18 protein-coding genes and 1 pseudogene are annotated in these 21418 nt (G+C 71.0%); 14 read left to right on the top strand and 5 right to left on the bottom strand.

Annotated features, from left to right (window positions below; all coding sequences use genetic code 11):
• Window positions 1–2: 2 nt before the first annotated feature.
• From OHU74_RS37120 to OHU74_RS37105, 4 genes and pseudogenes are all read left to right on the top strand, one after another.
• Complete coding sequence (locus tag OHU74_RS37120) at window positions 3–587, top strand: hypothetical protein (RefSeq protein ID WP_371619910.1); 585 nt, start codon at window positions 3–5, stop codon at window positions 585–587.
• Window positions 588–622: 35 nt separating this feature from the next.
• On the top strand, window positions 623–922 hold the full coding sequence (locus OHU74_RS37115) for an RNase A-like domain-containing protein (protein WP_331721095.1): 300 nt from the start codon (window positions 623–625) through the stop codon (window positions 920–922).
• 14 nt (window positions 923–936) lie between these two features.
• Entirely contained in the window at window positions 937–1611 is a 675-nt protein-coding gene (locus OHU74_RS37110; RefSeq protein ID WP_331721094.1) for a contact-dependent growth inhibition system immunity protein, read from the top strand.
• A 408-nt stretch (window positions 1612–2019) separates the two neighbouring features.
• Window positions 2020–2886, top strand: a pseudogene (locus tag OHU74_RS37105) (IS5 family transposase).
• 86 nt (window positions 2887–2972) lie between these two features.
• Here OHU74_RS37105 and OHU74_RS37100 read toward each other — a convergent pair.
• Both OHU74_RS37100 and OHU74_RS37095 read right to left on the bottom strand, forming a co-directional pair.
• On the bottom strand, window positions 2973–4445 hold the full coding sequence (locus OHU74_RS37100) for a hypothetical protein (protein WP_331721093.1): 1473 nt from the start codon (window positions 4443–4445) through the stop codon (window positions 2973–2975).
• The gene (locus tag OHU74_RS37095) at window positions 4442–5368 is read right to left on the bottom strand and encodes a hypothetical protein (RefSeq protein ID WP_331721092.1); all 927 of its coding nucleotides are present in this window, start codon (window positions 5366–5368) and stop codon (window positions 4442–4444) included. Before OHU74_RS37095 ends, OHU74_RS37100 begins: the two co-directional genes overlap by 4 nt.
• Before the next feature lie 335 nt (window positions 5369–5703).
• Between OHU74_RS37095 and OHU74_RS37090 the strand changes: the two genes are divergently transcribed.
• Complete coding sequence (locus OHU74_RS37090) at window positions 5704–6615, top strand: hypothetical protein (protein WP_331721091.1); 912 nt, start codon at window positions 5704–5706, stop codon at window positions 6613–6615.
• A 468-nt stretch (window positions 6616–7083) separates the two neighbouring features.
• Here the strand turns inward: OHU74_RS37090 and OHU74_RS37085 are convergent, their stop codons facing one another.
• Complete coding sequence (locus OHU74_RS37085) at window positions 7084–7359, bottom strand: hypothetical protein (protein ID WP_371619909.1); 276 nt, start codon at window positions 7357–7359, stop codon at window positions 7084–7086.
• Entirely contained in the window at window positions 7356–7763 is a 408-nt protein-coding gene (locus tag OHU74_RS37080; RefSeq protein ID WP_331721089.1) for an ATP-binding protein, read from the bottom strand. The genes OHU74_RS37085 and OHU74_RS37080 overlap by 4 nt, the downstream gene beginning before the upstream one ends.
• A 180-nt stretch (window positions 7764–7943) precedes the next feature.
• Here OHU74_RS37080 and OHU74_RS37075 point away from each other — a divergent pair, with 180 nt between their 5' ends.
• The 3 genes from OHU74_RS37075 to OHU74_RS37065 are packed head-to-tail and all read left to right on the top strand — an operon-like array spanning window position 7944 to window position 9548.
• On the top strand, window positions 7944–8198 hold the full coding sequence (locus OHU74_RS37075; RefSeq protein ID WP_331721088.1) for a hypothetical protein: 255 nt from the start codon (window positions 7944–7946) through the stop codon (window positions 8196–8198).
• Window positions 8170–8685 (top strand): DUF6879 family protein, encoded by a 516-nt coding sequence (locus tag OHU74_RS37070; RefSeq protein WP_331721087.1) that lies wholly within the window; start codon window positions 8170–8172, stop codon window positions 8683–8685. Before OHU74_RS37075 ends, OHU74_RS37070 begins: the two co-directional genes overlap by 29 nt.
• A gap of 14 nt (window positions 8686–8699) precedes the next feature.
• Window positions 8700–9548, top strand: coding sequence for a helix-turn-helix transcriptional regulator (locus OHU74_RS37065; protein ID WP_331721086.1), 849 nt, complete (start codon window positions 8700–8702; stop codon window positions 9546–9548).
• On the opposite strand, the gene OHU74_RS37060 is transcribed toward OHU74_RS37065, so the two are convergent.
• Window positions 9482–10189 (bottom strand): hypothetical protein, encoded by a 708-nt coding sequence (locus OHU74_RS37060; RefSeq protein WP_331721085.1) that lies wholly within the window; start codon window positions 10187–10189, stop codon window positions 9482–9484. The genes OHU74_RS37065 and OHU74_RS37060 overlap by 67 nt on opposite strands.
• A 1455-nt stretch (window positions 10190–11644) precedes the next feature.
• Here OHU74_RS37060 and OHU74_RS37055 point away from each other — a divergent pair.
• From OHU74_RS37055 to OHU74_RS37030, 6 genes are all read left to right on the top strand, one after another.
• Window positions 11645–13258, top strand: coding sequence for a type I-E CRISPR-associated protein Cse1/CasA (locus tag OHU74_RS37055; RefSeq protein WP_371619908.1), 1614 nt, complete (start codon window positions 11645–11647; stop codon window positions 13256–13258).
• On the top strand, window positions 13255–13902 hold the full coding sequence (gene casB, locus OHU74_RS37050) for a type I-E CRISPR-associated protein Cse2/CasB (RefSeq protein WP_331721083.1): 648 nt from the start codon (window positions 13255–13257) through the stop codon (window positions 13900–13902). The genes OHU74_RS37055 and casB overlap by 4 nt, the downstream gene beginning before the upstream one ends.
• Window positions 13899–15260: a type I-E CRISPR-associated protein Cas7/Cse4/CasC gene (locus tag OHU74_RS37045; protein WP_331721082.1), complete on the top strand. Its 1362-nt coding sequence runs from the start codon at window positions 13899–13901 to the stop codon at window positions 15258–15260. Before casB ends, OHU74_RS37045 begins: the two co-directional genes overlap by 4 nt.
• The gene (gene cas5e, locus OHU74_RS37040; RefSeq protein ID WP_331721081.1) at window positions 15257–16102 is read left to right on the top strand and encodes a type I-E CRISPR-associated protein Cas5/CasD; all 846 of its coding nucleotides are present in this window, start codon (window positions 15257–15259) and stop codon (window positions 16100–16102) included. The genes OHU74_RS37045 and cas5e overlap by 4 nt, the downstream gene beginning before the upstream one ends.
• Window positions 16103–16107: 5 nt before the next feature.
• The gene (locus OHU74_RS37035) at window positions 16108–16860 is read left to right on the top strand and encodes a type I-E CRISPR-associated protein Cas6/Cse3/CasE (protein WP_331721198.1); all 753 of its coding nucleotides are present in this window, start codon (window positions 16108–16110) and stop codon (window positions 16858–16860) included.
• A 254-nt stretch (window positions 16861–17114) separates the two neighbouring features.
• Complete coding sequence (locus OHU74_RS37030; protein WP_371619907.1) at window positions 17115–20975, top strand: hypothetical protein; 3861 nt, start codon at window positions 17115–17117, stop codon at window positions 20973–20975.
• The last annotated feature ends 443 nt before the right edge of the window (window positions 20976–21418 follow it).

Genomic DNA, 21418 nt, shown 5'->3' with positions numbered 1-21418 from the left:
AGATGGAGCAGGGCCGACCCGACGCGGCGGCGTGGGCGGAGGCGCTCAAGCTCTACGAGTGGCTCTGTACGTTCGTCGCGGTCTCCCCTCGTGAACACGACGACTGGTGGGTCGATGTGGGGGCGATCATGCGTATGGAAACACGGGATCCCCGGGGGTGGGATTCGATCGACCCTTACGAGGGAGAGGAGGAGCGCCTCGAGGATCCGTTGTTCCCCTGGCTGCAGACGCCCTCCAGCCCTGACGACACGGAACGCTACCGGCTGCTGGTGGATGAAATCCCCCGCTCCTCGGTGCGGTCGCTGCTCGTCCTGCTCGGGGCCGGATCAAGCCGTTCGGATCTCTCCAGACTGCTGAGCTGGGAGAAGGTCAGGCCGGAGAGGGAACGTCGGGCCGAGGTGATCTTGTCGCGTTTCCCCGACGGCACCCGCTTCTACACCAACCTCGCCTGGAAACCCGACCACCCCGACTTCTACAAACAGCCCTCCCGAGGCCACACCCCCTTCAGCCAGTACGACTGGGACGCCGGACTGATCGCCGTGAACGACGAGGAAGTCGCAGTGCTCTGGAACTTCCTGTCCACCTGACCGATCCGATCCGAACCGTCGAACGGGAAGCCCCAGTGCTCACCAGATCCGCCACGTACCCCGACCGGGAAACCGCCCAGTGGGCCACCCAGCAGGTCGTCACTCGGAACGAGCAGGCAGTCCACCGCTGGCTCGCCCAGAACACCCGCCCCCGCCTGACCATCGAAGCCGCCTGGCCCTCGCGCGAGGAACCCGTCGGCCGCGTCCTCATCCAGGCCATGGCCCTCGCCGGACGCGAGGCCGTGGACGTACGGGCCGCACGAGTGGTGCTCCGACGGGAGCCCACGAGCCCCCTGGGCTTCGTCGTGCACGCCACCGTCCCGATCTACGTATAGAGGCCGCCGCACCCATGTCCATGAAGCCCCTGGAGTTCGACCGCCGCTACGGCGAGCTCGACCAGGTGATCAGCGCGTACGCCGGCCTCGCCGCCGACGACACTCCCGACCGGCCGAGCCGGGCGCTGACCGCCTACCTGCGCCACACCTGGCACACCCGGCCCTGGGCCCTGTCCATCGCCGAGCAGCAACTGCGCACCTACGCCCAGAACCCGCCCGGCCGACTGCGGCAGCGCCTCGGCGAGTTCTACCCCGTACCGGACATCGGCCTGCCCGAGCCCGCGATCCAGGAGTGGCTGCTGCTGGCCGCCGACCACATCAAGCGGAGCGTGGAGGAGGGCCTGGTCCCGCCCCCGTCGGCGGTACCCGAAACGCACTGGGAGTGGCACGCGCGCTTCCCCGAGCTCGGCCAGTTCCTGGGCGGCTGGTTCTCACAGGACATGCCCGACGAGTTCGAGGACCACGAGGCCGCGGTCCTCGACTACGCCGCCTCGTCCGCTCCGACCCTCGTGGCACGCCTCGTCGGAGAGGTACGAGAGCTGCTCGCCCTCGGCCTCGAGGAGGTCGACTACGCGGTCGGCGTGGCCGAGCTGGGCATGGAAGTCGACCCACCGGCTCCCTACACGCCGAGCGGCTGGCTGGCCGTGGTGTCCGAGCAGCTGGTGGGGCCCCGGGCCGAGTACACCTGATCTCGCCGGGGCGACATGCCATCGTCCTGGGTCGCGGCACGCCCTTCGACGGCCACTACCAAGTGCCTGGGCTGCGCGTATCCGTCGCACCGTGCGCACAACGAGGCCGCCCGGGCTGCCACCAGGCCGACGAGCGCGGCAGCCACGGTCTTGTCCGGGGGGAATCGAGCTTGGCGGGTTGGTATGGGTTGCTTGCCGGATTCGGCGAAAGTGCTCGAAACCAGCTCATCGCCCGCATAGAGTCGCAGGTCAGCAAGCCTGCTTCCCGCACGCGCGGGGATGGCCCCAACGGGATCATTGACTCGATCTCGCCCTGGACCTGCTCCCCGCACACGCGGGGATTGACCATGTGGCACTGGGCGGCTGACTAGGCCGTTTCCTTCGGATCATCTGTTCGTTGGTTGATGTGTGTCGTTGACTGACGGGCAGTGGGCGCGGATCGAGCCGTTGCTGCCGGAGCGGACGCCGAAGCGGGGCGGGCGATGGCGGGATCACCGGCAGGTGATCGACGCGATCGCGTTCAAGTACCGGACCGGAACACCGTGGATGGACCTGCCCGAGCAGTTCGGGTCGTGGAAGGGCGCCCACAACCGGCTGCGGAAGTGGGCCGCGGACGGGACCTGGGAGAAGGTCTTCACCGCCCTGCTCGCCCAGGCCGACGCCGAAGGCGACCTGGACTGGGTCGTCGCGGTCGACTCCACCATCGTCCGTGCCCATCAGCACGTCGCCGGGGCCCGTCAAAAGGGGCCCCGGACGGCGAGCCCGCCGACCATGCCCTCGGACGGTCCCGCGGCGGACTGACCACGAAAATCCATCTGGCCGCCGACAACCGCTGCCGGGCTCTGGCCTTCCTCATCACACCCGGCCAAGCCGGTGACGCACCCGCGTTCCCGAAGGTCATGGCCCGATTACGGCTTCCGCGGCCGGTCGGCAGGCCGAGAGCGCGACCGGACGTGGTCCTGGCCGACAAGACATCCCACGCGGATAAGCGTCATACTCGTCCCGCGCAATCCGCTCCCACCTGCGGCGCCGCGAAATCCGGGCGGTGATCCCGCAGCCCGCCGACCAGGCCGCCAACCGCAAACGTCTCGGCCGACTCGGCGGCCGTCCCCCCCCGCCTTCGACCGCGAGGCCTACCAGCAGCGGAACACTGTCGAGCGCTGCATCAACAAGCTCAAGCAATGGCGCGGCCTGGCCACCCGCTACGACAAGACCGCCACCATCTACCTCGCCGGACTCCACCTCGCAGCCATCTTCATCTGGTCAGCGAGATGATCCGAAGGAAACGGCATAGGCCGACCGGCCTGCTCCGCGTCGGGGCCTTCGAGCAGGGGTGCGGCGGTCGGCTCACCGGCAGGGGCTCACCAGTTGGGGTCCAGCACCAGCGCGAAGTCGTCGGGTCCGGTCATCCAGGTGTCGAATTCCTCGGGGGTGAGATGGAGGGGGACCCCCGCGTGGTCGGCCGTGAGGGCGGCCAGGGAGGACAGGGCGCGGGCCGGATCGCTGCTGGTGAGGTGGGCGCGGACGGGTACGAGGGCGGGCAGGACGGTGGTGCGGGTGTGGGTGTTCGGTCCCAGCGAGGCGGTCGCCGTGGCCATGAGGCCGGTGGTCAGGGAGATGGCGAGGAGTTCGTGTTCGAGGGTGTCCGTCCCGGTGCTCCGGGTGCCGCGGGCGATGACCACGGCCGCCTGCAGGCCCTGGATGATGACGGTTCCGGCGGCCTGCGCCACGAGCCCGCCGACCAGCGCTCCGACGACGGGCACCGGGATCACGGTCTGGGCGACGGCTCCGCAGGCCCAGGTGAGGCAGGCGTGCAGGGCGGCTTCGGCGCTGCGTGCGGCGAACTCGCCGCCGTCTATGTCCCCTTGGGCGAACTGCAGGCCGGCCCCGGCGACGGCGAGGGCCGCGCTCGCGGTGGCCGAGGCGAGTTCCCCGCCGCCGAACGCGGCGGGCAGCCGCCCGGCGCGGCCCGCGGTGCGGACCAGGGACGAGAGCCCGGCCAGTGAGCCGGAGCGCGCCGCGCCGCGGGCCGCGGCGGCGGCTGCAGTGAGCGCGGCCTGGGCGGGCGAGGTCTCCCCGGCCCGGATCCGGGCCAGTTGTCCGGCGGCCGTGATGGCGGCCTCGGCCGCGGCGCCGACGGCCGCCCCGGTGACGGCGGCCGCGGCGGCTTCCCCGGCGGCCGCGGCACGCACCCGGCCGCGCATCCACTTCTCCGGGTCGGTGGCGTGGCGGTGGGCGTCGGCCAGGTCCACCGGCTGCGAGGAGATGTCGCCGTAGCGGACGGAGTCGGTGAGGTGGGCGCGGGCGTCGGCGTAGTCGGCGAGGCCGACCCCGTCCGGGTTCATGGTCAGGCGCCGTCCCAGGAGGCCGTCCACGGCGGCCACCTTGTCCCCGGCCACCAGGCGTCCCATGCCCGTGTAGTGGGCGCGGCGGAGCTGGTGGGTGGTGCCGGACACCGAAGCCATCAGCTTGGCCTGCGCCGCACCGACCGTCTTCCCGCCGTCGACGAGCAGCAGGTCCGCGGCAGCCGTCTGCGAGCCTCCCGCCGCCCATTCCGACACCACGGCTCGTACCCCGGCCCCGGCCCGGGCGGCGGCCTGGTTGAACGAGAGGGCGTGCTCCACCTCGAAGAGGTGGCCCGCCCGCTGGGCGTTGCCCAGGGCCGCGTAGCGGCGGGCGAGGCGCTGCACCGTCTCCCTGGTGTCCAGGGTCTCCAGCGTCGCCGCGGCGAACCCGCGGGTCGCCTCGTCCGCCGCCCACCAGGCGGCCGCGCCGGCCGCCCGAGATGCGGCGGAGGCCACCTTGCCCGCGCGCCGGGGCCCGGCCTCGCTCACGCCGCGGCCGCCAGGGCCGCGAGCCGGGTCCGGGCGTCGGCGACCGCCCGGCCCGAGAGTTCGTTCACGCGCCCGTCCTCACCTGCCGGTGGCGCTCCCATCACGGCGACCGTGGCCACGGCCAGGTCGAACATCTCCTTCACGAGGGCCCGTGCACCGGGTCCGTACGACGCGTAGTCCTCGCTGCGGCCGACCAGTTCGGCGAAGGGGGCCTGCCGGGCGCGCAGCGCCAGGCTCAGGTCGCCCAGGACCAGGCGTATCTCCCGGCTGCGCTGGAACACGGCCGACAGTTCCGTCCGGGCCTTCTTCAGTTCCAGGCCGGCCTCGGCGAGCCGGCGGGCGAACTTCTTCTGCTCGTCCTTCACCGTGCGGCCGCGCCATTCCAGCAGGGCCCCCGCCGCGAGCAGCGCCGGAGCGGCCACCAGGGCGGTCATCACCAGCGTGCCCGCCGCGACTCCGCCGCCTCCGGCCGCCAGTGATCCTCCGCCGAGCCAGGCCAGGGTGGCGCTGGTGGCCGCCGCGCCCGACAGTCCCGAGATCGCGGTGCCCGTCGACGCCACCGCGAAGGCTCCCACCGCCGTGTAGGCCACGGCTCCCACCCCGGCGCCGGCGGCAGCGCCTCCGGCGAGCGAGGCCACCGTCGTGACGGCCACGTTCCGCAGCTCGCGCAGCTCCACGTCCGCCATGCCGGTGCCTGCTCGGTCCACGGGCGCGAGCTCCACCAGGTCGACGTGCTTGAGCCGTTCGAAGAACTCGAGGAAGGGGACCAGGGCCTGGTCGTAGACAGCCCGGCGGCGCTTCTCCTGGGCCTCGCTCTCCTGTCGGATGTGCCGCTCCAGCTTCTTGCGCCGTCGCTTGAGCTCCTCGAAGCGCCGCTCGTTCTTGCGCGCGAGCAGAACCGCTTCGACCATCGCCACCGGCATGACACGCCACCCCTTTTGCCCCGCCCCCGGGTGCACTCGGCACGGCGGAAGGACCCGGCCTCCCGCTCCCGCCGCCCTCTCCGCTCGCGCGGCCGATGGGGCGGCGCGCCTCAAATTACACAATGCGCGCGATCATGCCACCCCCCCTGTACGCACTATGGAACGAACGGCGGAGAGGGGTGCCGCGGCCGTCGGCGGGGCCCGTCCGGCTAGGCTGTCTCTTTTCGATCTTGCGGGTCAGGCAAGATCCGAAAGAGACGACCTAGGGCCCCGGGCTTTACCAATAGTCCAGCAGCCGTAGAGAAGGCTCTCGCGATCTACAACGGGACGTTTCATTGACGTACAACCTGCTCACGGTCGATGCCGTCAGACCTGAGGTCATGGCTGCTGCACTTGCGGAATGCCTCGGTATGGCAGTCGCTGATGTGGAAGTGGTCGATCCCGATGGTGACCCTGACCTCCCGAACTGGGAGGCGCCCGTCTTGTGCACCTACCGAGCAACCTTCGGTGATGTCGCGTGGTCTTTGGACATCTACGTCCAGGACTACGTGGCCGTGAAGCCGCCCGAGTCCGAGGTTGCCGCAGGATTCGCGCAGGTCGCAGCGACGACCGTCCTGTTCCCCGCAGTTGAAGCACCGCCCAGTGCGTACTGGGCGGTGACTCCGCAGGGGCTTGCCACCCGTGCTCGGCTCGAGCCCTCCGATGACGAGTCCTCGATGTTCGAGGTGACGGCCGTCGAGGCGCCGGTTCCGCAGCTCCCGCGGGCGGTCGTGACGAGATTCGAGGAGATCGTAAAGGAGCAGCGTCTGCCGAGCCCTGTGGCCGAGGCCTTCGAGGCATCAGTGGAACGCCTGCGGCGCGTCGCGTCGCACGAGGCTCGGATGGCCTTCGACGACGGCACGGGCAGTCCCCTCTGGTCCGCGGAGGACAAGCTGGCCGTGTGGGAGCGGGTCATCGCGCAGATGGAGTCCGGGTGGGCGCCGTCGGGCTGGTATCCGGCCGGCCTCTACCGGGAACGGCTGGAAGCCCGCGACGAACTCGCCGACATCAGTGCCCGCCTGCCGGACGAGGTCACCGAACTGCTCGACGAGGCCCTGGAGGAATTGGACAGCCGGTTCGTCGCGGCAACAGAGGAAGATCCGTCGGGGCACCTTCGCAGAGAGCTGACAGGCGCGTCCGCCGAACCGGCCCTGGTCGGCTGGTGGTGGCTGCGCCGCCCGAGTCCGACACCGTGGGAAGTGATGTGATGCGGAGAAGGGCGGCCTGACCTCGTCCCCCGTCAGACCGTGACCGCTTTCACCGAGCTGGGGACCGTACCGGCGCGTGTATGAGCTCCTCTTGGCGGCTGCCACCGCTGGAGGACGTTGCGCGGGCTGCTGCCGTCGGGTCGGCGAAGGCAGAACTTCCGCTTCGTGTCATCCGTCGTGTCCGGGTTCCTGCAGGCACTCGACAGAGTCCGCGATGGGGCCCGCGTACCTCGGCGCACCCCCGACGCCGCGTCTTACCGCCCCGATGTGACCGATACCGAGGAGTGCCCAGGCTCCGCGGCAGGTTCGTTCTGTCCGGCGGGCAACGAGGGGCACTGGCACTTCGGGACTCCTGTTCCTGGTAGCACCACGTCGAGCATGTGCCGAAGCGTCCGGACGCTGACACCTACCTGTACGGCGATCTTCTCGTGCGTCTCGCCGTCCGCCAGGCGCTTCCGGAGTTTGGCTTCATGGCTCCCGATGTACTGCCGTACTTCCCGCGCCTCCCGCGCGCTGAGCCGTGCCATGCCTCACCGCCTCCGCCGAGTGATCGAGACTTGCCGCCGCAGCCATCAGCAGGCCCGGAAGTGCCTGGATGATGGCGGTGGCCAGTTCGTCGTCCGGGCGTTCGCCGGCCGCCTTGCCGAGATCCGGAGTAGGGCCGAACCGGCGGGCCAGGATGCGCGTGATCCCCTCATCCAGGAACGCGCGCTCCACGGGGCCCCACTCCGGGATGGCCGTCACACCCGCTCCGCCGCAAGCTCAACCCAAACCGTCTTGCCTACGACCCGGTCCGTCACTCCCCAGTCAGCGGCGAGTGCCGCGATGAGCTGCAACCCGTAGCCGCTCTCTCCGGCGCCGGACGACTGGATATCCGGGAGCCGCTCGCCCCGCGCGTCCGTGACCTCCAGGCGGAGAACATCACCAAGCACGGCCATGCACAGCTCGAAGTCACGTCCGGGGACGCGCCCGTGCCGCACTGCGTTGGACGCCAATTCCGCGATGACCAACCCAGCCGTATCCGACGCGTCAGACCCGAGAGGAATGCCCCAGTCGGCCAACTCGATCAGCGCAAGCTGCCGAGCAAGGCGGGCACCCCGCGCGGTCGCGGTGAATCGCTGGGCAAAGGCCGTACCAGCGGCAGTCATGGAACCGTCCCCTCAGGTGGTCCGATGCCGACCACGCTAGGGAGACCGCTCCCTCACCCTCAAGGAACTTGCACCAGCTTGCACACCAATTCGCTTGGCCTGTAGGGGTATTGACGGTGTCACCGCAGGTCCATCAAGCTCATGCAAGCCCAAGCAAGCACCTAGACCAGGGAGCCGGCCATGGCCGTAGAGTTCGTGGGAATCGACCCCGACACCGACCGGGACCACTGCCCCACCGTGTGGGCGGACGCGGAGGCCCAGGAGATCCTGTTTCAGGGATGGCTGCCGACTCCCGGGACTCGGACGGAGTGCGAGGAAAGCAGCCCCGCGAACGGCTCGGTACCGGAAAGCGAAGCCATCGTCAGGATTCCCGCCCGGATGATTTCGATGATCAGGGAGGCGTGTGATGCCGTCGAGCGTGCCCAGCTTCGCTGAGCTGCTTGGCCGGTCCGAGCGATCAGCCGTCCATCTGGAGTTGCGTGACTCCTACGCGCCGACGGACCGGTTCGAAGCGTGGAAGCGTGGCGAGCGGATCAGGTGGGACGACCGCGCATCCTGGTGGCACCCATACGATCAACTGATCACGGACACCGTGGCGCGGGGTGTGCCGATCCGTAGGGCCCGGGTGGTCTCCGAACCTGTGTCGGAGTACATCCGGTGGGAGCACTACGTCACTCACGCCAACGTCACGGCAGGTGAAGAGGTGCGGTGGCTGCCACGCCGCCGCGCTACGGGCATCGCCCTACCGGGGAATGACTTCTGGCTCTTCGACGGCACGTTGCTCAGGGTGCACCACTTCTCCGGTGACGGTGTGGTGGTCGAAGATGAGATCACGGACGATCCAACGACAGTGAAGTTGTGCTCCACTGCCTTCGAGGCGGTCTGGGAGCAAGCGGTCCCGCATCATCTGTACGAAATCTGACGAAGGCCACCTCCTTGCCCCCGCATCCCTCTTCGAATGTCCAGACGGCCCGCGAGAGTCTGGCGGGTCGTCTGCGTGAGATCCGCAAGGACGCGGGGATCACCGGGCGGGAGTTGGCCGTCCGGTGCGGTTGGTCGGAGTCGAAGTCCTCCCGGATCGAGCACGCCAAGACGCCGCCCTCGGACGCGGACATCCGGGCGTGGTGCAGAGCGTGTGGGGGTGAGGATCAGATCTCCGACCTGATCGCCGCGAACAGGCAGTCCGCCGATGCTTACGTCCAGTGGAAGAGACTCCAGCGGAGCGGCCTCCGTCGTCTGCAGGAGTCCACAGGGGACCTGTACCGGCAGACCCGCACGTTCCGGGTCTACGTGTCAGACGTGATCCCCGGCTTTCTCCAGACATCCGGCTACGCCACCGCACTGCTGTCATCCATCGCGGAATTCCGGGGCACCCCGGACGATGTGAGCGATGCGGTGGCGGCGCGCATGCGGCGCAACGAGGTGGTGAGCAACAGCGCCCACCAGTTCTCCTTCGTCCTGGAGGAGTCCGTGTTGCGGTACCGGCTGTGCAGCGCCGAGACCATGGCGGCGCAGCTTGGCCACCTGCTCGGAGCCATGGACCTTCCGAACGTCGCCGTGGGAATCATCGGCTTCTCGGCGCAACGGACCCTGTGGCCCATGCCAACCTTCACGATCTTCGACGACACCAGGGTTCACGCCGACTCCCTGGACGCCGCCTCCACGCTCACCCAGCCCAGCCAAGTCGATCTGTACTCCCGAGCTTTCGAGCGGCTTTCTCAGGAGGCAACCCGGGGCGCTGCGTCGCGTTCCCTCATCGCGGGTGCGCTGGCAGCCTTGGACTGAGTGGCAGCAGTGCCTGCTCCTGTCGGGGATCTTCTTTCGGACACACTGACACCACCTGCTGGGGGCTTACGGGACCCTAAACTTCGCCTTGCTCGTGTGTTCGGAGCAGATTGTCGACGAGGCTCTGAAGTACCGGCCGATCGCTCTCTGCTCACCTCCTGCCGGATGCTGGCAGGTGAACTCGACGCCTTCAAGATCGCCGACGGAGTCGAGCTCACCCGCGGGTCATGCCCCGGGCCCGGAGGGACCGGAGGCCTCGAACTCTTTGACTGCCATGCGGTCGGTGCGTGCGCCGTTGCTGTGCAGGCGGTGGAGCAGGAGCCAGCGGCCGTCGTCGTGTGCGACGGCGATGGCGGACGCCCCGTGTGTGGCTCCGTTGTGCCACAGCGTCGACGATTTTCCCTTGCGCCACGTGGGGCCGGCGGTCCCAGCCTGCGCTCGACGAGGAGACCGACCAGGACGGAGGCCATGGTCCGGGGGGTGGACCACAGGCCGCCGGAAGGCAGGATCGGTCCGTTCAGGGTCCACGGGGTGAGGGGGCGGCCGAAGAGGGTGCGTGCCACCAGACGCTGATCGTGCGGAGGGTCCGCCGTGACGGTGCCCGCTGCCAGTCCCAGGGGTTCCAGGACGTACTCGTCCACGAGCTGCTGGTACGTGCGCCCCGATGCCCCCTCTGCGTGCGGCAGCCGGGCTCGCGGCCGAACACACCTGAACTGCCCCTCGCACGTGCGGGGATGAACCCGCCTGGCTGCAGTACCACCAGGACGCCCTTGGCTGCTCCCCGTATCCGCGGGGACGAACCCTTGATCTACGCGGACGGTACGACCGTGCCGCCCCTGCTCCCCGCGCCGGAAGTCCTGCTGGTCGGCGGCGTCGGACGCGCGGTCCAGGGCGTACGGGGACGCTGCGGATGCGCACCTCGGCGGAGTCCAGCGCGACGGAGACGCCCCAGGCTTCGGCCAGCTCGGCGGTGAACCGAAGGAGGTGGCCAGCCGTGATGAGGCCGGACCCGACGGGGGAGTCCAGCAGGAGCCGGCCCTCGTCGGTGACGGTCAGCGCGAACAGCGCGCTCTCGCCGTCCATCCGGCCGTCATGGTCCTCACCGCTCTCGCCGAAGACGCGGAGCAGGGTGTCGCGGATGGCGGCGAGCGCGTAGCAACCGTCGTAGACGATGTGCTGCCAGCCGTACCCGGGCTCTGGCGGGCCGGACGCGTCACGCCCGCTCTCGTCATCGGTGATCACTACGGGGGCCTTACGGGGATCATGACGGTGGGTCAGGCGGTTAAGAGGTCGGGGCGCGCGGGCAGTGTGCCGAGCTGCAGGTTCCCGTATGCGGGTCGCCCCCGGAGAGGCAGGTCTGTCTGCAGGATTCGACGAAAGGGCCGGGACCAGCTGATCGGCTACGTAGACTCGGATCGACAAGTCTGCTCCCCGCATACGCGAGGATGCATCTGACGGACACGACGAACTGCCTGGTCCGCTTTGCTGCACCTGCATCCGCAGGGATGGGCCCTCCTTGAGAGCGTCGGCGACGATTTCCGTGTCATGCTCCCCGTCCCGGCGGGGATGAACCTGTTGGCCACACCTGCCTCGAAGACACCTTCGGCTGCTCCCCACGACCTGCGGGGATGAACCCGCGGTGAGCTGCAACGTAGCCAAGTGGCTGGGCTGCACCCCGCATCGGCGGGAATGGGCCCATCGACGGTGCGCCGATCATGTATCCGATGAGCTGCTGCCCCGCGCCTGCGGGGATGACCCGCCTTGAGGTGAGGCCACACTCACGGCATGGGACTGCTCCCCGCGCCCGCAGGGATGATCCCGACGTGGCTCCAGCTGGTCCGATCTTCCTGGACCGCTTTCCCGCACCCGCGGGGATGACTCCGGGCATGAGATGGCGAGGCTCTGCACAGTCATGCTCCCGCGCCCGCGGGGACGTGCCGGGAGCCGGACTCCCGAGAGCCTGCGTTGGGGGTAAGTCCGGTTACTGCCACGGAAGTTGAGATTTCCGGAACCTGCCTTCTTGCCCCCGTTCGCCTGCTAGCGTCCTGCCTCATTCCAGCAAGGAACCGTTATGAGCAGAGAGCGAACGATGCACCTTGGCTGAATCACGCACCCCGCCCGACGGGGCGATACGCCCCCGATGGGATCCCCGGCAGCAGCCGTGCGTACCGGTGCTGACCCTCGACGACCGGCTCGTGGAACTCGGCCTCGTCGATGTGCTCCACGATGCCGACGGCCTGCGCAGCGTGGAAGGGGCCACGCCGGGGGAGAAGGTCGCCGTCATCGAGTTCTTGCTGGCCATCTGCTTCGCTTCCGGCACCTACCCGGCGTCCGCCGCCGAATGGCCGGCCTGGGTCGACGAGAAGGACGCCCTGCGGCCCGCCGCCGAATGGCTCGCAGGGCGTCCCGAGGACGAGGTCTGGGACCTGTTCCACCCCACCGAGCCGCTCGGGCAGAACTCCCTCCTCGCCCCCTTCCTCGACCAGCGCGGCGCCGGTCCGGCGCAGCTGGTGATCGAGCAGGTCGGCGACTACAACCAGTTCTTCGACCACCACCACCTCGATCATCCCCACCCCTTACCCGTTGCCCGGGCCTTCCGGGCCATGCTCACGCAGCACGTGTACGGGCCTGCCGGCCGGGCCCGGATCTCCGGCAAGGAGACACTCGGCGCCACCATCACCAATCTCGCCGCCACCCGCCTCGGGACCCGGATCCGCGTCATCGCGCTCGGCGAGACCCTCGGGGAGACCCTCCGTCTGAACCTGGCCCCGGTCTCCGGGCCTCCCGGCGAACTGAACCGTTCCTGGACCGTCGGCAAGGAGCGCCGCGGCTTCACGGCCAAGCCCCAGCCCCGCCCGGTCAGCGGCCCCGCGGACCTGCACAGCTACCTCGGCCGGTCGGTCCTGCTCCGCCCGACCCCCGCGGGTGACGCGGTGGACCGGGTGCTCCTCGGCGCCGGCGAACTGCTCGCGCTGACGGACGAGCACCTGCAGGACGCGGTCCTCGCCACGAAGGCGGACGGCACGGCCAAGCCGCTCTGGGCTTCGGCGACCCGAGCCGTGTGGCGCGACGCGCACTCCCTCTACGCCGCAGTGGACAAGGCCCGTTCCGCCGACGGCGCGAACGACGGCGCGACCCTGTACCGGCGGCTCGCGCTCTTCCCGCCGGAGGACGTCGCTCCCGAGCCCGGTCAGCAGCCGGCCCGCCGCGTCGAGCTGTGGACCGTCGGGCTCGTGGCCAAGCAGACCACGGCCATCACCTGGGTCGACGGGACCTTCCCCTTCGCCCCGGGCCTGGAGGCGCGGCTCTACCTCGCCTCTTTCCGCGGCTCGGAGATCGCCGAGTACGTGGCCTCGGCACTGGGCAAGGCGGCGTACGCGGCCTGGACCGTCGCCTACCCGAACCCCAAACCGGCCGACAAGACCGGCCAGATCGCGCGCTTCGACGCGCGCGGCATGCACTGGGCGGCGACGCGGGAACCGTTCGACCTCCTGATGGACGAGACGACCATCGGCGAGCCCGTCCACGAGTGCCTGCTCGACTACGCCGCCACGGTGGCCGCCCGCGCCCGCAGGTTCCTCACGGCGTGTCTCGATTCGCTGCCGAGGAACGCGCAGGGCGCCAAGGCCCAGGCGGCAGCGCTGAAGCGGTTCGACGACGAACTGGCCTCGCCGAAGGCACCGGCCGAAATCCGAGGGGAGAGGGCATGACCACCCAAGCCGAGTCCAGGCCCGGACCCGAGACCAGCGAGAGCAGCGCCGCCCTGACGGCCTGGCTCGCCAGCCTCGTGCACAACCGCAACTACGGGAGCCTCGCGGACCTCAGGCGCCCGCGGGTCCGCAAGGAACCCCACTTCCGGGCCATCTGGTTCAGCCCCAGCGAGGAGCAGGAGGAGATCTACGAGCAGGTCGCCTTCCTCTTCGCGGTCTACCACCAGGGCCGGGGCGAGCCGGCCTACGGCTACGGCAACCTCGGCGAGGCCGCCCGCCGCATCGGCACCGGCTCCAAACAGGGTCCGGACGACCCTGGTGCGGCCCGTCTCGTCGACCGGATCGTCTCCAGCCGCCGGATTCCCTGGCGCCACCTCCAGCACACCGTCGCCCGCCTGCGTGCATGCAGTGCCAAGCCGCCCTCGTGGGCCCTGCTCGCCGACGACCTGAGCCAGTGGAACGACCGCAAGGAACGCATCTCCTACGAGTGGGCCGTGGCCTTCCACATGGCCCGCTCCCGGACCGCCGGTGCCCGCACCAGCACGCTCGCCGCCGTCCCGACCGCCGCCGCCCCGACCGCCGCCGCCCCGACCGCCGTCGTCCCGACCGCCGCCGACACGATCCAGAAGGGCACCACCACGTGACCAGCAACGCCTCTTCCGCCGCCGGCAGTCAGTTCCTCTCCCTGCACCTGCTGGAGACCCTGGTCGCCGTGCTGCCCGTACGCGACGAGAACGGCTCTCCCAAGTCCATCGTCTACGGCGGCACCGAGCGGCACATGATCACGAGCCAGGCGCGCCGCCGCGCCGAACGGGTCCACACCCGCGACCGCGCCAACGCGGGCATCGGGGCCCTGGCAGGCCGCAGCACGGGCGTCCGTACCCGCGAATGGGCGCTGATCACCGGCCGGGAACTGACCTCCGCGCACGGCTGGGACGCGGACGAGGCGATTCGTACGGCCCGTGCCGTCATCGAGGCCACCGGACTGAAGTTCGGTGACCCGGGCAAGAAGACCGTCGCGAACCTGACCCGGGTGCTCCTCTTCGCCCCCTCCGATGCGGGCACGCGCATCGCGGCCCACATCCACGAGCGGGCAGAGGAACTCCGGCTCTGGACGGCCGAGTACCTGACGGCGCAGGCGGCGGCCGCGCCCAAGACCAAGAAGGGCGGCCGCAAGAACGCCGATCAGGACGGGGCCGACGCGGACGAGGCGGCGGAGGGCGCGGCCCCGGTCGACGCCAAGCTGCCGCCGGTGCCGTCGACGACCCGAGCCGCGGTCCTGACGGCCCTCGCGCCGCGCGACGCCATCGACATCGCCCTGTACGGCCGCTTCCTCGCGGAGATCGCCGACTCCCCGAACGTCGACGGCGCGGTCCAGAGCGGCCATGCCTTCACCGTGCACGAGGCGGAGCAGGTCGACGACTTCTACGCTGCTGCCGACGACGCGAAGCTCGACCGGAAGAGGAACGCGCTGGACTTCCTCGACGCGGCCGACGACTCGGGCGCCGGCATGACCGGCTACCAGTCCCTGATCACCGGCACGTTCTACCGGCACGCCGTCCTCGACCGCCTGAAGCTGCGCAGGAACCTGCGGGCCGCCGGCATGACGGTCGAGGAGGCCGAGGAGGCGTCGGTCGCGGCCGAGGCGGAGTTCGTGACCGCCTTCGTCGACGCCTTCCCCGAGGCGAAGAAGAACTCGACCGCCTCCACCGGCTCGCTGCCCGCCCTGGTCCTCGCCTTCGAGGGCGAGCGCCCGTACAACTACGCGGCTGCCTTCCAGGCCCCGATCGACGAGAACCCTGAGGACAAGGGCGGCGAGGGTCCGGCCGGTCCGGCCGCGGTCAAGCGGCTGCTCAAGCACCACGCCTTCGTCAGCAAGCGCCGCCCCGACATCAGGTCCGGCCGCGTCCTCACCTACGACCCCCGGATCGACGAGCTCCTGGGCACGCTCGAAGCCCCCGGCGCGACGCCCGTCACCTCCGCCGAGGAGCTGACGGCGTGACGCACGTCCTGCTCGTACGGCTCGCCGCCCCCCTGCAGTCCTGGGGGGCGGTGTCCCGCTTCTCCCACCGCGACACCCACAGCCGGCCCACCAAGTCGGCGGTGACCGGGCTGTGCGCCGCGGCGCTCGGCCGGGACCGGACCGACTCGGTGGAGGACCTCGCCGGGCTCGTCTTCGGCGTCCGCGCCGATCATCCCGGCACCCCGGTGCGCGACTACCACACCGTCGGTGCGGGGAAGTACCCGCTGCGCCCGCGGGACGTCATCACCGATCACCGGCGGGCGGCGGCGGTGGCCAAGAGCATGGAGGCCGCCGAAGGGCCGGGCTTCGGCCACCACGAACTGGCCGGGTGGTACGGGGCACCGAAGAAGATCGCGGCCGATCCCGTCTCCGGGGCGCTGGTCTCGGGCGAGCTCTCCCGTACGGCGCTGATCACGGAGCGCTGGTACCTGTCGGACGCGGCGTTCGTCGTGGGGCTCCAGCACGAGGACCGGGCCTGGCTGGAGGAGATCGGGTACGCCCTGGAGCACCCGAAGCAGCTGCTGTGGCTCGGCCGGAAGTCCTGCCCGCCCTCCGGCACGCTCGCCGCGGGCCTCCTGTCCGGCACCCTCGCCGAGGTGTTCGCCGCGAAGCGACTGCTGCCGGGTCCGGAGGGTCCCGACACCTCGGGCCGGCGCCCCTGGGCGTGGCTCCAGGCGGCATCGGGTGCCAGGGGTGCCTCACCGGTCAACGACCAGCCGGTCAGCTTCGATCCCGTCCATCGGACCCATGCCACGCGCTGGGAGACCCGTACGCGCGTCACCATCGCTCCGACCGCCACCGAATGGGACATCATCCCGTGAACACCATGAACCCGGGTACCGCCGGGAACGCCGGGACCGGCACGCGTACCGCCACGGCGGCGCGCTTCGTCGCCACCCACTCCGTCCTGTCCCTGAACGCCCGCCATCCGCTCGTCGCCAAGTCGCTGGCCGACGCCCAGGAGATGCACCGCACCGTGATGAGCGGATTCCGCGGCTGGGTCGAGGACGGCGATCCGGACGCCCGCTCCCAGATGGGCGTCCTGTCGACCTGGTCGGTGGACCTCAAGGCCGCGGCGCTCGTCCTGGTGGTGCAGTCCAGGATCCCGGGGGACTGGGCCCGGATACCGCGAGCGGCCTTCACCGCACCGCCGCACATCATCACCGTCGACCGCACCTTCAAGGCGGGCGAGGCCGTGGGCTTCCGTACGGTCGTCAACCCGACCCACAGCCGGCCCCCGGGCAAGCCCGCGGAGGAGAAGGCCCGCGGTACGCGCACCGCCCACACCACACCGGAGCACGTGAAGCGCTGGTTCGCACGCCGCCTCCAGGCCGACGGCGACCCGGCGACGGCCGAGGACGGAGTGGTCCGCATCGGCGCCACCGCCGACCCGGACGGCCTCGGGATCCGGATGCTGCCGACCCTCTCCAGCGCCCACCGGCGCAAGCCCGTCCGCATCGGCCGCGCCGAGATCCGCGGCTCCCTGACGGTCACCGACCCGGAAACCCTGGTCGGAGTCCTCTCCAACGGCCTCGGCCACGCCCGCGCCTACAGCTGCGGGCTGATCCTGACGCGCTGAGGGACGCGCAGTTGCCCCGCTCCCGCGGGGATGAACCGGTCGCGACCCCATGGTGGATCGCCGATTTCGGTTGCTCCCCGCGCACGCGGGGTCCTGGAGCGGCTCTGCTCCTAACGCGAGTCATCCCCGCGTACGCGGGGGCGTGATGCGCCGGGCCGAGACTAGCGCCCAGCGGAGCGGGACGACCAGACCGAGGGCACGCGCGGCCTGCCCGGAGAACGGAAGAAGCAGTACGGGGGCAGGTTATGGAGGGGATGGCGATGATTCCGGAGCAGTCCGCCGCGGACGACGGGGCCGGTGACCAGGGTGAGGGCTTCTCGAGGGATCTGAGGAGGCTCTACGAAGCCGCAGGCGGGGGTTCTGCGTTCGGATACCAGCGCCTCGTCCACCTCGGTGAGGAAGCCGGCTTCAAAGTGACCATCTCCAGCCTCGGTGAATGGCTCAGCGGCGGCTCTGTGCCCTGGAAACCGACCAACGTCCAGTACGTGATGAAGGTGCTCATCCCCTTCCTCGAAGGCCGGGCAGCCCGGCGCTCCGCGGACCACCGGCGGATGGAGATGGAGACGTGGCGCGCCAGCCTGGAGGCGGCGCAGGCCGTCCGCAAGAGCGGGCAGGGAGGCCGTGGACCCCGCGTCGGCGCCGCCTCGCCCGGCCGCCTGTACGGAATGCCGTCCCAGGCGCTCCAGGACGTCCTCCCGTACGAGTTCGTGGGCCGGGACGGGGAACTGGACGAATTGGCGGCCTTCGCCGCCGCCCCGGACGGCAGCCCCGCGTATGCCTGGTGGCAGGCCGATGCCTGGGCAGGCAAGACCGCCCTGCTCGCCTGGTTCGCCACGCGTCGGCTCCCCGCCGGCATCGACGCCGTTCACCACTTCATCGCCGGGCGTCTGGGCACGAACCGCCGGGAGGACTTCCTCCTGGCGATCGGCGAGCAGTTGGCGTCGGTGGCCGGTCGGAAGCTTCGGGCTTCGGAACGGGGGCGGCCGGAGGCCCTGCCCGCGCTGTACGAAGCGGCTGCGAAGGCCAGCGAGGGCCGTCACCGGCGCCTGCTGCTGATCGTCGACGGCCTCGACGAGGACGCGGACGCCGCTCCGGGCGGCCTGAGCATCGCCGCGCTCCTGCCCAAGCAGCCCCCGCCCGGCATGCGGGTCATCGTGTCCGGGCGCGCCCATCCTCAGGTCCCGCAGGACGTCGCCCCCGGTCACCCGTTGCGGGATCGCGGCATCGTCCGCCGTCTGGCCGCATCGCCCGCCGCCCACGTGATCAGGGACACCGCCCTGCAGGAGCTGAACGCCCTGCTGGACGACGAGAACATCGGCTCCCCACTCCTCGGCCTGCTCGTTGTCGCCCAGGGCGCCCTCACCGGCGCCGACATGGCCGAACTCGCCGGCGTCAGGCCGCACGACGTCCAGAAGAAGCTCCGTAGCGTCGTCGGCCGCAACATGGCGCCCACTGACACCGACCGCCTCGTGCTGGGCGCACAGGTGCAGGAAGACGCCGACGCCGAAGCCGCCGGGCAGACGTTCGTCCTGGCACACGAGGAGCTGTACCTGGCCGCCGCCGATCGCATCGGCAAGAGGGACCTCGCCACGTACGAAGGGAAGCTCCACGCCTGGGCCGACGAGTACCGTGCCAAGGGCTGGCCCGAGGACACCCCGAACTACCTGCTCACCGGCTACACGCGGCTCGTGCAGCACAGCGGGAACGCCGACCGGCTCGCGGATCTCGTCCTCGACCCGAGGCGCCAGCTCCGCCTCATCCAGCGCTCAGGACCGGATGTCGCGCTCGCCGATCTCGCCCTGGTTGCTCCGTCCGATGCAGCTCGCACGCCGCCAAGCCTCGCCACGGCGGCCGGGGCCGCGATGTCCCGGGAGTGGCTCCTCCCGCACACGCGGCCCCTGCCGCGATCCGTCGCGCGGACGGTTGCCCGGGGCGGTGACGTCCGGCGGGCCAGGGCCCTGGCGAGTGCGTCCCCGTACGCCCCGGCCAAGGCGGCGGGCTTCGCCGACGTGGCCCGCGTACTGGCGCAGACCGGGCACAAGGAGGCCGGCGGTGTCGCGCGAGAGGCGGGGGAGTGGGCGCGTACGGCCCTTCACCAGGCCGGACCCTTCGGGTACGCCGCCGATGAAGCGGAGGCGGCTGCCGGCCAGGCCGCGCTCGCGCTATTGGCCACGAACCAGGTGGAGGCGGGCCTTGAGCTGCTCCATGCGATCCGCGGAGCGAGCACGGCCCGGTACGAGGCCTGCGCGGAGGCGGCCCGGATGCTGGCGCTGGAGCACCCGGAGTCCGCCGCGGGACTGCTGGACGACCTGGAGGAGGAGGCCGCGGACCTGGCCGAGGAGCCGTCGGGCGACGGGAGTGCCGTAGCCGTCCAGATCTGGGAAACCGTCGCGGCCGTGGCCTCCGATCGCGCGGCCCGGCTCCACGACCGCATCCTGGAGCACGCCCGCGCGGTATGGGACGCGGCACCGACGCTGGAGAACGTCTCCGTACTGGCCGGCGCGGCCTCGGCGTTGGCACAGGCCCGTCCGGAGGAGGCCGCGAGCCTCGCCGACCTGGCCCGCCAGCAGGTCGAGGCGGTGCTCCAGCCCGATGCCACGCCGCCGCTTTCGGCGGTGGACGCCTTCCACCTGGAGTTCGGCTTCCGCCACACCCTCGCCCGTCTCGCCCAGGCACTGACCGACACCGGCACGCCCGCGGAACAGGTCGGCCGACTCCTGGAGCCGCTGGACCAGTCGCTTCCCGGGGGCCCGGGAGACAAGTCCGAACACCTCGACGAACCGGACCTGGACGTGGACGTGGACGAAGGCGGAGCCGACTCCGAGGCAGAACGGCTGGCCGACGAAGCCTTCCGGCTGGCGGACCTCGGCAACGACCGTGACGCGAAGAGCCGCTTGGACGAGGCCCTCGCCCTCCTGCCGCCGACAGGCCCGGGAACGGGGCGCGCGCCCCAGTGGCTCCCGGAACTGGCCGGAGCCCTCGTACGGATCGATACCACACCGGATGCCGGGCCCCTGCTCGCACCGTGGCAGGACCCGGCCGACCGCGCGCGAGCGTACGCCGCCATGGCCCTGGCCTACGTGGACCTCGACCTCGGCGCCGATGCGCGCCGATGCGCACACCAGGCGGCCCGGGCCACCGCCGAGCGCGCCTCCGACACGGCCTCCGACACCGCCTGGGCGCACGTGGCGCAGGCACTGGCCTGCGCGGGAGCGGGCGAGGCCGCGGAGGACCTCCTCCGTCAGCACGTGGTGCCCACGGACCGCAGCATGAAGGCGGCATGGAGGCAGGCGGACCGGCTGGCCCGCATCGCGGTGGCAGCTGGGCTGGCGGAGAGCGATCCGCAGCGATCGGACAGGCTGCTGCTCCCGTTCATCGAGGATCTGCGCGCCGGCAAGGCATCGCCACAAGGGACGTCCACCCTGCTGGCCCGTCTCGCCCCCCTCCTTCTGGTTCTGGCCGAGGCTTACGGCGAGCGCCCGTACGACCCGCTCCTCAACGAGGTCAAGGAGGCAGGCCTCGCGTACGAGCACAGGAATCCCAACACCTGGCAGCCCGAAACGGTCCTGGTGCACGCCCTCCTGCGCATCGGCGCGGGTGAGGATCCCGGCAGGCAACTGGACTGGTTGACCCGCCACCTGGCGAACCGCGGGCCCGAGCACTTCCCCACGACCGCCCTCGCGGTGGTCCACGCGACGGCGGGCGATCTCGAGGCGGCCCGTTGCGCGGCCGAGCTGCTCACCGACCCGCGGGCGCGGGCGTCCGCGCTCGCCGCGGTGGCGGGTCACCTCGCCAGGATCCCGGTCCGCCCGCTCCCCGCGGTCGGCCCCGCCACGCAGCCGGACCCCTTCACCCGGACCATCGAGTGCATGGCCCTGGAGGTCACCCCGCACACATCGGCCGACGAGCGGGCGGCCGCCGGGTTCCTCCACCGGAGCCTGAACACCGCGGGCTGGCACCATGCTCTACCGGTCCTGGCCAAGGTCGCACCCGAAGCGGTCGCCCGCGTCCGGGACATCGCAGTCGTTCACGGCCGTACTGCGGACAATGAGGAAGATGGGGAGAAGCACGGCCGCTGGTCCCCGAGGACGTGGGTGGACCGCCGGATCCGATGAAAGCGCCCGAAAGCAGCGCGTCGGCGTATAAAGTCCCGGCCCAGAAGGTCTGCTCCCCGCAGCTGTGGGGATGAACCCATTTGGCACGGCTGGGTCAGGTCGGGGAAGACCCACTCCACGCACCCGCGGGGATGACCCCACGGCCGGTGGCCCCGGCGGCGGCTCGTCCTTCCTGTTCCCCGCGCCCGCGGGGATGACCCCTGGACGTTGGTCGGGCTGATTATCAAACACTGCTGCTCCCCGCGAATGCGGGGATGGTCCAGTTGCCGTCCGGCCGGAGGAGCCTTCGGGCTGTTCCGGATGGGCTGTCCCCGGCCCGTACGAGGGGCATGGCGCCTGGTACCTGACGCAGAGGCGGGAGTCCGGCCCCGTTGCCGGACGGTTGGCCGTCGCTGTCCGGCAACGGGCCGTCCGGGTGTGGGCCGGCGGGGTACCGGTGCCGG

Source organism: Streptomyces sp. NBC_00454, from assembly GCF_041434015.1.
In the GTDB taxonomy this organism is placed as follows: domain Bacteria; phylum Actinomycetota; class Actinomycetes; order Streptomycetales; family Streptomycetaceae; genus Streptomyces.
Note: the sequence above shows the minus strand (reverse complement) of the source record. Positions and strands in the feature narration are given on the sequence as shown.

Excerpts from the sequence above, each read along its gene's own strand:
- OHU74_RS37120 (WP_371619910.1), top strand. The coding sequence starts at position 3 with ATGGAGCAGGGCCGACCCGACGCGGCGGCGTGGGCGGAGGCGCTCAAG.
- OHU74_RS37110 (WP_331721094.1), top strand. The coding sequence starts at position 937 with ATGTCCATGAAGCCCCTGGAGTTCGACCGCCGCTACGGCGAGCTCGAC.
- OHU74_RS37095 (WP_331721092.1), bottom strand. The coding sequence starts at position 5,368 with ATGCCGGTGGCGATGGTCGAAGCGGTTCTGCTCGCGCGCAAGAACGAG.
- OHU74_RS37080 (WP_331721089.1), bottom strand. The coding sequence starts at position 7,763 with ATGACTGCCGCTGGTACGGCCTTTGCCCAGCGATTCACCGCGACCGCG.
- OHU74_RS37075 (WP_331721088.1), top strand. The coding sequence starts at position 7,944 with ATGGCCGTAGAGTTCGTGGGAATCGACCCCGACACCGACCGGGACCAC.
- OHU74_RS37070 (WP_331721087.1), top strand. The coding sequence starts at position 8,170 with ATGCCGTCGAGCGTGCCCAGCTTCGCTGAGCTGCTTGGCCGGTCCGAG.
- casB (WP_331721083.1), top strand. The coding sequence starts at position 13,255 with ATGACCACCCAAGCCGAGTCCAGGCCCGGACCCGAGACCAGCGAGAGC.
- OHU74_RS37035 (WP_331721198.1), top strand. The coding sequence starts at position 16,108 with ATGAACCCGGGTACCGCCGGGAACGCCGGGACCGGCACGCGTACCGCC.
- OHU74_RS37030 (WP_371619907.1), top strand. The coding sequence starts at position 17,115 with ATGGCGATGATTCCGGAGCAGTCCGCCGCGGACGACGGGGCCGGTGAC.